At 45.1% G+C, this 12,524-nt stretch carries 9 protein-coding genes; 4 read left to right on the top strand and 5 right to left on the bottom strand.

Going from position 1 to position 12,524, the window contains the following annotated elements:
* Positions 1 to 3: 3 nt before the first annotated feature.
* Entirely contained in the window at positions 4 to 1,008 is a 1,005-nt protein-coding gene (ylqF, locus tag CSH92_RS14150) for a ribosome biogenesis GTPase YlqF (protein ID WP_100658303.1), read from the bottom strand.
* Between the two features lie 343 nt (positions 1,009 to 1,351).
* On the opposite strand from ylqF, the gene CSH92_RS14145 reads away from it, so the two are divergent.
* Positions 1,352 to 3,190, top strand: coding sequence for a DUF885 domain-containing protein (locus CSH92_RS14145; RefSeq protein WP_100658302.1), 1,839 nt, complete (start codon positions 1,352 to 1,354; stop codon positions 3,188 to 3,190).
* 99 nt (positions 3,191 to 3,289) lie between these two features.
* Here CSH92_RS14145 and CSH92_RS14140 read toward each other — a convergent pair whose 3' ends face one another.
* Positions 3,290 to 4,930, bottom strand: a complete 1,641-nt coding sequence (locus tag CSH92_RS14140) for an HAD family acid phosphatase (protein ID WP_100658301.1) — start codon at positions 4,928 to 4,930, stop codon at positions 3,290 to 3,292.
* A 71-nt stretch (positions 4,931 to 5,001) separates the two neighbouring features.
* Positions 5,002 to 6,531, bottom strand: a complete 1,530-nt coding sequence (locus CSH92_RS14135; RefSeq protein ID WP_100658300.1) for an aminotransferase class V-fold PLP-dependent enzyme — start codon at positions 6,529 to 6,531, stop codon at positions 5,002 to 5,004.
* 268 nt (positions 6,532 to 6,799) lie between these two features.
* Here CSH92_RS14135 and CSH92_RS14130 point away from each other — a divergent pair, with 268 nt between their 5' ends.
* Together CSH92_RS14130 and CSH92_RS17135 are read left to right on the top strand one after the other, a co-directional pair.
* A complete protein-coding gene (locus CSH92_RS14130) occupies positions 6,800 to 7,738 on the top strand; it encodes a S41 family peptidase (protein WP_124916965.1) in 939 nt (312 codons plus the stop codon).
* Positions 7,739 to 8,090: 352 nt separating this feature from the next.
* Entirely contained in the window at positions 8,091 to 8,267 is a 177-nt protein-coding gene (locus CSH92_RS17135) for a hypothetical protein (protein ID WP_164084752.1), read from the top strand.
* A 37-nt stretch (positions 8,268 to 8,304) separates the two neighbouring features.
* On the opposite strand, the gene CSH92_RS14125 is transcribed toward CSH92_RS17135, so the two are convergent.
* Entirely contained in the window at positions 8,305 to 9,360 is a 1,056-nt protein-coding gene (locus tag CSH92_RS14125) for a DUF3080 family protein (protein WP_100658298.1), read from the bottom strand.
* A gap of 47 nt (positions 9,361 to 9,407) precedes the next feature.
* Positions 9,408 to 10,313, bottom strand: a complete 906-nt coding sequence (locus CSH92_RS14120) for a fructosamine kinase family protein (protein ID WP_100658297.1) — start codon at positions 10,311 to 10,313, stop codon at positions 9,408 to 9,410.
* Between the two features lie 272 nt (positions 10,314 to 10,585).
* Between CSH92_RS14120 and thrS the strand changes: the two genes are divergently transcribed.
* Complete coding sequence (gene thrS / locus CSH92_RS14110) at positions 10,586 to 12,502, top strand: threonine--tRNA ligase (protein WP_100658295.1); 1,917 nt, start codon at positions 10,586 to 10,588, stop codon at positions 12,500 to 12,502.
* Positions 12,503 to 12,524: the final 22 nt, after the last annotated feature.

Genomic DNA, 12,524 nt, shown 5'->3' with positions numbered 1-12,524 from the left:
TCATTAACCGCGATTTTTTTTCATGCGTCGGCTTTGTTCGGCGCGTTTCTCAGTGCGTTTTTCTTTACGCTCTTGTTTGTCTGGCGTCGCTGAGCCTTCTTTGAAACGCTGTTTGCGTTTGGCTTTGTCAGCCGCCTTTTTTGCCGCGGCTGCAGCTATTTCAATTTTTTCTTGGACGAGCATTTCAGGAGTTTCAAGGCTGATCCTGCCAAGCTTTCCTGACTGCAATTCATTTAACAGAACTTCACAAATTTTGTGAAGGTTGACTCTGCCACCACTCATGATGGCACCGCGCTTTTTGGCGGCAGCTTCCAGAAATTCGATTTCGGTGTCGGGAAGTTCATCCAGTTTAAAGTTCTGCTTCATTAATTCAGGATAGGCTTTAATTAAATAATCAGCTGCGAAAAAGCCTACGTCGTCATAGTCCATCGCGGTATTTTTGACCGCGCCTGAAGATGCCAACCGATATATGGAATGAGGATTTTCAAGCTTTGGCCATAAAACTCCTGGCGTATCGTGTAACACAATACCATTGTCTAAACGGATCCGTTGTTGGGCTTTGGTTACTGCCGGTTCATTACCGGTCTTCGCTATCACGCGGCCTGCCAAAATGTTGATTAACGTTGATTTGCCGACATTCGGGATCCCCGTAATCATGGCATTAATGGCTTTCACCGAAGCATCTTTATCGGCGCAAATACGGCGAATGATCTGCATGATTTGCTTACTTTCGGCCGGTTTATCACTCGAAGTTGTAATGGTGCTGACACCGCGTTCACTTTCTAGGTGCGCTTGCCAGCGCGCGGTGATTTCAGGATCTGCCAAGTCATATTTATTGAGGATTTTGAGGCAAGGTTTGTCGCCACGAATTTTGGCAATTTCGGGGTTTTCACTGGAGTAGGGAATACGCGCATCCAAAACCTCAATGAGGATGTCTACTTTACTCAGAGATTCCTTAATCTCTTTTAGGGCTTTGTGCATATGCCCAGGAAACCACTGTAACGCCACTCGAACTGCCTTTTCACCAAAATAAAGCGCTATTGTACTTTATTTATCGGTAAATATTTCAACTCTATTGATCAGATATAGATCGGTCACGGTTGCCCAGCGATACAAAACTACAGTTCACAACGATGTTATCTAGTGCTAATTAAATAAGAAAGCTGATGATCTTGCTTTTATCCTATGTACTAGCACATCAATGCGCAGCACTTTATTAACAAGAATCCTACTCAAACTATAATATTGAGACCAACTTGCGATACAGGCAGACGACTGGGCTAGATAAAATTTCTGAAGTCAGTAACGTTTATGCGTCAAAAATTTTCAAAACTATCAGGATTATTGTGAGATGTTTAAACGTACTTTATTAGCCGTTAGCGTATCTCTGTGCGTGTTTGGTTCCACGCAGGTTTTAGCCCACAATCACAGTGCTCAGTTAACTGAAACTGCAGCAGAAAATAAGGCAGCGCTTTCGGCATCAGAAAAAGCCAACGCGCTGTTTGATGAAATTTTTATGCAGGGTGTTATGCGCAGTCCGATGTATCAGTCTTATCTTGGGATCAAAGATGATCAGGACAAGTGGGATGACCTATCTGATGAACGTGCGCAAGAAGATTTGGCGTTGACCAAAGAGAATCTGGCCCGTGTAAACGCACTGGATGAGTCTGAGTTGGATACTCAAACCCGCGTCAGTTTGCAGCTGATGAAACAGAGGCTTGAACGAGAAATCGCTGATTACAAATGGCGTTTATATAATTATCCTGTCAACCAAATGTTTGGTTTGCACTCCAGTGTCGCTTCCTTATTAATCAATCAACATCGCATTGCTACGGTTGAAGACGCTGAGGCATACATCAGTCGTTTAAACGGACTGCCAGTGCTTTTCTCTCAGCTGATTGAAAATCTAAATCAGCGTGCAGACGCTGGGATCATCGCACCTAAATTTGTCTATCCACATGCAATTAATGCCAGCCAGAATATTATCACTGGTGCGCCGTTTGAAGATGGCAAAGACAGTACACTGTTGGCTGACTTTACTGCGAAGGTTGATAAGCTCGACATCGCTCAAGCTCAGAAAGAATCATTGGTTCAAGCCGCAAAGCAGGCATTACTCAGTTCTGTTAAGCCAGCATACGAGAGCCTAATTAGCGCACTTAATAAGTTGGAAGCAAAGGCGGACACAAAAGACGGTGCTTGGAAGTTTCCTGATGGAAAGGCTTTTTATAATAACGCGTTAAAACGCACGACCACGACTGATCTGACGGCTGCTGAGATTCATCAAATCGGCTTGGATGAAGTTGCTCGCATTCATGATGAAATGCGCGAAATTATGCAAAAGGTGGGTTTTGAAGGAACCCTCAACGAATTCTTTGTGCATATGCGTGAATCTGAGCAATTTGTTTACCCTAGCACTGACGAAGGTCGCGCACGCTATTTGAGCGAAGCAACTGCTTGGATCGATAACATGAAGACGCGTTTGGATGAGTTGTTTATTACCAAGCCGAAAGCTGGGCTTATCGTAAAAGCCGTAGAGCCTTATCGTGAAAAGTCTGCGGGTAAAGCCTTTTATCAACAGCCCTCGATGGATGGAACTCGCCCGGGTACTTACTACGCAAATCTGTACGACATGGCGTCAATGCCGACCTATCAAATGGAAGCGTTGGCTTATCACGAAGGGATCCCAGGTCATCACATGCAGATTGCGATTGCTCAGGAGTTAGAGGGATTACCAAAGTTTCGTAAATTCGGTCGTTACACGGCTTACACCGAAGGTTGGGGTCTTTACAGTGAGCTAGTGCCGAAAGAGATTGGCTTGTATGAAGATCCGTATTCCGACTTTGGCCGCTTAGCGATGGAATTATGGCGCGCCATTCGTCTGGTGGTAGATACGGGTATTCACGCAATGCAGTGGACGCGAGAGGAAGGAATCGATTTCTACGTCAATAACTCTCCTAACGCCAAAGCGGATGCAGTGAAAATGGTTGAACGCCATGTGGTTATGCCGAGCCAGGCTACCGCTTATAAAATCGGTATGTTGAAAATACTGGAATTACGTGCCAAAGCACAGCAAGCGCTGGGTGACAAGTTTGATATCCGCGAGTTTCATGACGTTGTGTTAGCAAACGGTCCTGTACCGTTGAATGTATTAGAGCAGTTTGTTGATAGTTATATCGCAGAGAAAAGCTAAGTTATAAAACTGACGTACAATCCTAAAACCCCAGAAGGTTGCTGAAAAAGCCCGATAGATATCGGGCTTTTTGTTTTTATAATGGGGCAGGAAACAGCGTTACCATGAACCATACATTGGATTAGGCAGCATAATAAACGTGTCAGCATGTGACTTCAGGATCGCCTGAATGTCTGCATCGTCTTGGGTCACACCTTCCAGATCTTCAATATTGTCACCTACTTGCATAACAATGCGCGCTGCAGGCAAGTTTTGTCCGCGCGAACTGGCAGATTGATAGCACTCGGCCACGCCGTCTCTGATCTGTTGTCGGCGCAAGTCCTTATCATTGATTATCGTCGTGTGATTAATACTGGTCTTATCCGCTTCCACGCGCCCTAATAAGCATGTATTGTCGGTGGTTAGCGGCAAGTCGAGTGCGAGTAGATTATTCCACGTGTATTGATCCAACGAGCGATCGCGGTTAGTGATCAGCGCTAGACTACCACCTTCGTCCAACACCGTTTGAATAAAGCTTTTTGCACCTGGGACTAACGTTGCCGCTTCTTCTTTTACCCATGCAGCCCAACTATCTGAGGTGTAGGTCTGACCGCTACGATCGAGGCGGACCTGATATTGGCTATTGTCCAGAACAGTTTCATCAATATCCATCACGACAACCCATGGTGTGTCTTGGGACGTGAGTCCTTTGATAGTCTGTTGAGCTTGCCGGTAGGCCTTTTCGGTCAATAACGCATATTCCTTACTTGTGGTCTGCCATTTCACTGCACTGGAAAGCGGCAGTTGTGGTTTCTGTAACACGAAACTAATTGCACAATGGTCGCTGAGCATTTTCTCTGGCTGCATATCTTTAAATAGATGAGCTTTGGAGACCAAAGAACTCTCATCTACAGACATGTTGCCAACGAAGATATGATCAATCGGCGCAGGATAGTAGGGGTGACAACCGATCATCGAGCCCGTAGTGTTGACTAAGCTCGATGCAGAGTCATCGGTATTAGTGGTCAACATGCGGGTCAGGTGATTGTACGGTGCGGATAGGCGGTGATTAAAATCACCCAAAACCACGTAGGGTTGCTGCAGTGCTTCTTTGCTTTCTACCCATCCATCCAGCAGTGGTGCTTGCTGCGCAAAGGTTTTACAGGCGTCTGAATCTGCGCGCGAAAAGTTATCAACGAAGCAGCCGCTTTTCATGTGCACATTTAACACGCTGATTGTGCCAAGTGGGGAGGCAAGCTCAAGCTCTAAGCCATAACGCAGTCCGGGTGAATCCAAACCAAAACTAGCAAGTGACTTAGCATCAAGAACCTCAATACCTTTGCGTACGGCAAACGCGACCTTCTGTTGTGTTGATGGTGCTTGTGAACCCCGACAACTATAGGCCTCACTGTCTGGGCGTTGCGAGATAAATATTTGCCATTCATTACTGGGGAATAGTTGCTCAACGGCAGCTATTGAAGCGACTTCCTGTAACGCTACAACGTCAGCATTGAGCGTTCGAGCATAGTCTTGCAGCTCATTAAGTTCAGCCAGACTTCGTGGCTTACAGCCTTGATTGATTGGGTATGCTAAGTGTTCAACGTTCCAAGTAGCGAATGTCAGTGTATCGTTTGTTTGACTAACTGCGGTCGCTTCTGTTGATGAACTCACTTGGTTCGAATGTGCAGTTGATTGACATCCTGTGATGAACAAAACTGCACCTATGGCAGCTGCAACACTAGCACGTTTGCCAGATAACATTTCTTTTCCTATTGGTTGGGTCTCGGGTGGCAACATAGCGTCCACCTGAGAATTAATCAGTCGAAAAAATGTTATAATGTAACAACTGGGCGTTGCAAGTTATTTTCGGTGTTAGCATTAGTTTGGAATAACGCTGAGTGTAATTGCAGCGGGTCAAAATGCGAAAGCACACTTTTTTGCACACTGGTTGGCATTACATTGATAAATTCGCCAGTAGCGCGATTAAACACGTATTGCTGCTGCCAATGATCTAGATTTCGCATAACTGCCTCAACCGCACGTACTATGAATTGTGCTTCTTCATCAGTGTTGGTTGGATGCAGAGAAACCCTTACCCAACCGGGCTTGTCAGATAAGTCGCCCTGGTCGATTTTTCCTGTTATTGACTCAGAATGTGCTTTATCGACGTTGAGTAATATGTGGCCATAAGTACCGGCGCAACTGCAACCGCCCCGCGCCTGTATCCCGAATTTGTCGTTCAGTAACCGCACCATCAAGTTGTAATGGCAGCGGGTTGAATAAAAAGACACAACACACAGGCGCTCGTGCACGTCAGGCTCGAGAAGATATATGTCATCAATAGCGTTAAGTCCTGACATTAAAATGTCGGTAAGTTGTTTCTCACGCCGTGCCATTTTATCGATGCCCATGGCTTCTTTCACTTGAATAGCCAAAGCTGCGCGTATAGTTTGCAGAAAGCCCGGGGTACCGCCGTCTTCGCGGACTTCGATGTCGTTATAAAAGCCCTGTTGGCCCCACGGATTGGTCCAGGTAACGGTTCCTCCACCCGGTTGATCAGGCACTTCCGTTGCGTACAGGGAACGGTCGAAAATCAGCACCCCGCAACTTCCCGGACCACCTAAAAATTTGTGTGGTGAGAAGAAAATTGCATCGAGCTTTTGCAGCGGATCAGTTGGATGCATATCGATCGATACATAGGGAGCGGAGCAGGCGAAGTCGACAAAACAAAGGCCGCCATATTGATGCATGATTTTGGCAAGTTGGTGATAATCGGTGCATATACCGGTTACGTTACTGCATGCAGTAAAAGAGCCTATCTTTAGCGCTCGATGCTGATGTTGTTTCAAGAGTGCGTGTAAATGTTGTTGACAGGGCTGACCGTTATCACCACGACGCACAACTTCAACATCAACGTCGCACGTGTTCCATGTAGTTTGATTTGAATGATGCTCCATGTGCGTAACAAAAACCACTGGACGCGTTGGATCTGAGGTGGACTTTGCTAGTTGTTTAGGAACCCGTAGCCCCATCATGCGTTGCAATTTGTTGATTACTGTTGTCATTCCTGAGCCCGCACAGATGAGTGCGTCATTGTCATTAGCGTTGACATGGCGCTTAATGATCCCTTGTGCTTCATGATAGGCCAACGTCATAGTTGAACCAGTCAGGTTGGTTTCTGTGTGTGTATTGGCAATATAAGGGCCAAGCGTTTCGCTTATGAAATTTTCAATTGGCTGATACAAGCGCCCACTCGCTGTCCAATCCGCGTATAGGATATTTAATGCCTTATCGGTTGTTTGAAGTGCGAAATCATGACCAATAGTATTCTGACGAAATTTTTCAAAATGTTGAGCTAGCATTGGACCATACAAACGAGAGTCTAAGAATGCTGAAAGTGTATGTGTATCTGTAGAGTAATTTTTTACAAATTATCTACCTGATCCCGAAGCAGATTGAAAAAATATACTTGTATAATTTATTTTGGTAGAAAATATTACCAACAAATTGTTTTCATGTAGTCCGGAGGCTTTGTTTTCGATTGGTGACATAATCCGTTACTGTATTTGCGGTTGAAAAAAAGTCGCGACGCTAGCATATTTTAGGTTAACCAACTTGCTAGGAATTCTTTTGTCTAACATAGTGGCTGTAATAGTCTTCATGTTCGCCTTGGTCAGCAATCAGGTATTCGCGCAACATGATGAGGCTGTGCTAGCACAGAGTGAGGTGATAAAAGCGCTAGCGAATCTGAAAAGTGTTATTGACCAGCATTATTTACCTGTTGAAAAAAGCGAGAGGCTGAATATCGCATTAACTCGCGCTCTGAAGAACCGAGAATTTGAAGGCCATTACCCATTTGGTCGGTTGAAAAGGAAACTAGAATCTTTGCTGTTTTCAGTCAGCCATGATCCCAGTTTTGAGATCCTCTTTCGGGATGAGCATGAATCGCCAACCAACTTTTCCACTAGCTACTTTCCCGGTGCAGTTCAAGCAAGGGTGAACGCCAACAATCTTGGCTATTTGGCCATTGATGGAGATTTTGTCGAAAGTGATTGGCAAGACATCTTTGATAGTTCGCTAACGTTCGTTAGCGGTAGCGATGCTTTAATTATCGACCTCAGAACGGCCGGGCATAGTTCTTTATCCTTTATCACTTTTTTACTTGGTTATTTTGTTCCGAGCGGAGAACCACTCGCCAAGCTTCATCTAAGTCACGGTGAATACTTAATAATCCGATCTAAAGGCGCACATAATCCAGTGGCGCAAGATATCCCGATATTCATTCTCACGAGTCCATTTTTAGCCGGCGCTTGGGAGCTTTTCTTAGATAGATTAAAAAGCGAGGGTCGTGCAACTATTATAGGAAAACCTACCATGGGTTTAAGCCAACTAACGCGGACAGAAGCTATCAGCCAGCATTTGAGTGTAACTCTGCCTTATGCCGAAATACTCAATCCTAAAAACCAAGACAGTTGGAATAATACCGGTGTGCTACCAGATGTTGAAAGTTTGTTGGAAGACGCTTTGGCAGAGGCTGAGCGACTCATTGGTCAAACCCTTATCAGATAGCGATATGCCGCAAAAATCCAGCCACAGCTAGAAATGCGTTCAGTTAAAGTATTGAATGCGTATGCAGAGCTTCTAAGCAAGAACTAAACCTCGTCGCTGGTTAACGGGTTACTTAAAAATCCACCACAACAGGCTTATTTAATTAACAGAATTTTGTTTGAATTAAATTAAACAAGAAATTTCTTTTTATATTTGCTATACTTACCAACGGGTCAACGGAATTTAGGATGTTTTTTTACTGTTTTATAACGCGCTAATCGCGGTTGTTGCAGCACGGCAAGTTAATCCTTTGCCAATACATTTCTCAAACTACGCAGACCCTTGTTTTAAGTGAGTAAAAGCAGAGGGCATTGTGAAACTACCAAAATTTTTCAAACGTAAATATCCCTATTCACCGATTGCGTATTTAGGTCGCAAAAATGTAGAGCGGATCTTTGGTGCGCGGATCATCAAATATAAGAAGTTGGAGAAAATCCAAGCGGAAGATGCGAGTAACGAATCTGCGTTAGACGAGCGAAAGCGCGCGTAATTCCAACGCACGAAAGGAATCTCTTTTTACCTGTCGCTCATTGCGCGGTGACGGTTATCGCACAACGTGAAAACAAGTCTTGCCACAACTCAATATGCTCTCGCACAGCCGCTGAGTATATATCGTGAGCATCAATGCGCTGTTGTACGCTATCCAGCAATTTAGGCGATAGATTTGGCGCTTTTAGTAATTCAGTAAGCACCGGTGATAGCTGGTAATGATAGGTGTTGACTTGTGCTGCCAGCGGTTGAATTTGCTCAGCAAAAAATAGCATAAACACATTTCGTAAAATCTCCGCTCGTTGTGCGCCGTCGGTGCTTTTACAATTCAACTCTTTGAATAACGGAGCCAGCCATGCATTAATCGTCTGCAGGCTCTCAGCGAGGTGCGATTGGGTGCGCCACAATTTAGCGGGTAGCCGATGTTGCAGTAAAGACTGCAGATGCTCCTCTAATTGTTCACTTTGTACTGCCAACCTGGATTGTTGTGGATTTACGGCTGTTAAGTACTGCAAAGCGGCAATGGTAGCGTGCAATCCATCAGAGCTATCACCAGCAAATACACCTTGCGCCTGAGAAAACGCTAGTATCAGTTCATCGCTGGTTTGTAATAGATTTGCGTAGTTGGCGCTCAACTGAGACTGTTTCGCAAAGGCCAACTCTCGTAGTTGCTTTTGCACAGATTCATCGGTCGCCGTGTCAGCACATTCTTGTAGTGCCTGGGTAACAGTTACTTCATAGACAAAACGTTGTGAAGGTGGTTGGGTTTTACCCAAAGCAGTATTGCGCTCTGCGACCAGAGTCGAAAGACGACAATTGGGTAAATTGAGGAATTCGCGCACATTGAGACTGAGTGATTGCACTTCCTGTCTAAGCTCGGCTTTGCTTGGAAAGGTTTGAGTAGGCGTGAAATTGACGTTTGGAGCCTTGTCATCCATGACTCTGGCAAGGCGTTCTACGTACTCATCTAACGTTGTAGAGACACGATTAGGGGAACAACCCGTCAAGCAGGAGAGGGCAAGACATACGAGAAGGAAAAAGATTGCTCGAGCGCGCTTTAGTGTCATTGTTGTTTGAATGTGGTTAAACATCATGTCACAAGATACGCACTAAATATCAGTTTCGACCAATTAGGTCGCGTTTATTCGTTTTCCTTTATTCGTGAAACCAGCGTTTCAACCATGCCTTGATAGGTGTCTCCAAACATTAACCAATGATTCAAGGCGTGCGGTAACTGATAGATGGGCCGACGACGCTCGAGCTCCGAGCTTGCCGGTAATTGTTGGTGATAAGCAGAAAAAAAGACTTTGGCAAAACCACCAAAAAGTTCAGCCATCGCCAAATCACATTCCGGATCACCAATCCATATAGCTGGATCAAAAATGACGGGAGCCGATGCACTAAAGCCAATGTTGCCGTGCCACAAGTCACCATGTAACAAACAAGGCTGTGGTTGATGTTGCGCCAGTTGTTGCTCGACTAATTGCAAAACGGCCGAGTTGACAACCTTTGTCGCGGCCTTGAGTTGACGCAAATAGTATTCGATCCGATTTTGCAGGAAGAAGTCACTCCAATTGGCGTTAGTGGAATTGATCTGTTCAGTAGCACCTAAGTAATTATTGGTTACCCAACCATACTGGCTCGCGTTCCCATCAAAGCATTCAGGTAAAGGAGAGCCGTGTAGTAACGCTAACTGGGTGCCAGCGTCCTGCCATAACTGCTGCGATGGTGACTTAAAGCAAATGTACTGGATAACTAAATATTCATAGTCTTGCTGATTTTCAGAAAATTCGCCATGGCAGAGCACGCGTGGGCATTGCACGGTTTGAGTTGACGCTAGCGCGCGCAATCCCTCTGCTTCGCAGGCGAGGGGGCTCTTACCGGCCTGAGGTTGTTTACCGGTGCTTAATTTAACAAAAAAGCGGCGTTGACTACCCTTTAGCACATAGCTCACATGGTTATGCTGATGGTTTACTTGTTTTGCACTATCACAAATGAAAACGTCACCGATAGCGGTGCTAATTGTATCGCTGATAAAATGCCACATACCTGCGTTCTCGCAATGCCTGAACTTCAAGTATGGTCAACATTGCTAAATGTGTTAATCCAGTTCGATCTGAAAAACCATTCTGTTATGCCTATATCGTTTAAGGTCGATAACGAACAATTTGCAATGGAAGAGTGGAAGGCCTTGCGTCACAGGGAATTGAGGTTATAATCGCCAGCTCTTACACCCCTCGTATGGGTGTTTTTTATTGCCTTAAATTTTTAATTGAACAAGTGGCGCAGAGTAGGCGTCACCACTGTGTAGGATCGAACATGCCTGTAATTACTCTTCCGGATGGAAGCCAACGCGAATTTGCTAACCCTGTATCTGTTTTAGACGTTGCCATGGACATTGGGCCTGGTCTTGCCAAAGCGACCATCGCCGGTCGCGTCAATGGTGAACGGGTTGATGCCTGTGATCTTATCGAAAATGATGCGAACTTGAGTATCATTACCGCAAAAGATGAAGACGGGTTAGAAATTATTCGCCACTCGTGTGCCCACTTAATAGGCCATGCGATAAAACAACTTTATCCAGATGTAAAAATGGCGATTGGTCCGACGATAGATAATGGATTCTATTATGACGTGGATTTGCCAGAGCCACTGAGCAATGAAGACCTAGCTAAAATTGAAAAGCGCATGCTTGAATTAGCTAAAACCAACTACGATGTGGTTAAAAAGAAAGTCTCTTGGCAAGAAGCTCGCGATGCGTTCGCTGCGCGCGGCGAAACCTATAAAGTTGAGATTTTGGACGAAAATATCAGTAAAGACGATCGTCCGGGGTTATATCATCACGAAGAATATGTGGATATGTGTCGTGGTCCACATGTGCCTAACATGCGTTTTTGTCATCACTTTAAATTAATGAAGGTAGCTGGCGCGTACTGGCGTGGTAACTCTGACAATAAAATGTTGCAGCGTATTTATGGCACTGCGTGGGCTGACAAGAAGCAACTTAAATCCTATTTGCAACGTTTGGAAGAAGCCGAAAAGCGTGATCACCGTAAAATCGGCAAGTCGTTAGACCTTTGGCATTGGCAGGAAGAAGCGCCAGGCATGGTATTTTGGCATAGCGATGGTTGGTCAATCTACACTGAGCTTGAGAAATTTATCCGTGAAAAGCAGCGTGAATATGGCTTTGGCGAGGTTAAAGCTCCGCTGATGATGGACCGCTCGTTATGGGAAAAGTCAGGACACTGGGATAAATATGCGGAAAACATGTTTACCACTGAGTCGGAAAAACGTGAATACGCCATCAAACCAATGAACTGTCCAGGTCACGTCCAGATTTTCAACCAAGGTTTAAAATCCTATCGTGATCTACCGTTGCGTTTGGCTGAATTTGGTTGCTGTCACCGCAACGAACCGTCAGGCGCGCTGCATGGCTTAATGCGTGTGCGTGGGTTTACCCAAGATGATGCGCATATCTTCTGTACTGACGAGCAGATTGAAAGCGAAGTGTCTAGCTGTATCCAGATGGTTTATGAAGTATACAAGGTGTTTGGCTTTGAAAATATCGCGGTTAAATTATCGACCCGCCCAGAAAAGCGTGTCGGTTCGGATGAAACTTGGGATAAAGCTGAGCAAAAGCTGGCCGATGCACTAAAAGCGAATAACATCGAATTCGATTACTTGCCGGGTGAAGGCGCGTTCTACGGTCCGAAAATTGAGTTTACGCTTTACGATTGTCTCGATAGGGCATGGCAGTGCGGAACAGTGCAGCTTGATTTCTCAATGCCAGGGCGTTTAGGCGCAACCTATGTTGCTGAAGATGGTGAGCGTAAAGTCCCAGCGATGATCCACCGCGCAACTTTGGGTTCGCTTGAACGTTTCATTGGGATTTTAACCGAAGAGTATGCCGGCTTTTTCCCAACGTGGTTAGCACCTGTTCAGGTCGTTTTGCTTAATATTACCGATAAACAAGCGGAATATTCGCAAAAAGTAACGAAAAAGTTGCAGGAATCTGGGTTTAGAGCAAAGTCTGACTTGAGAAATGAGAAGATAGGCTTTAAAATCCGCGAGCACACTTTACACCGTGTGCCGTACATGTTGGTTGTGGGTGACGCTGAAATGCAAGATGATGCAGTAGCAGTTCGCACTCGACGCGGCGAAGATTTAGGTAAAATGTCAATTGATGCATTTATTCAAATGTTGCAAAAAGACGTAACCGCAAAAGAAATAAAGTAGCCAATACGTGTACTTAGGGTTT

Source organism: Neoalteromonas flava (assembly GCF_002807685.1).
Lineage (GTDB): Bacteria > Pseudomonadota > Gammaproteobacteria > Enterobacterales > Alteromonadaceae > Alteromonas_E > Alteromonas_E flava.
This window is presented reverse-complemented; position numbering and strand designations above follow the sequence as displayed.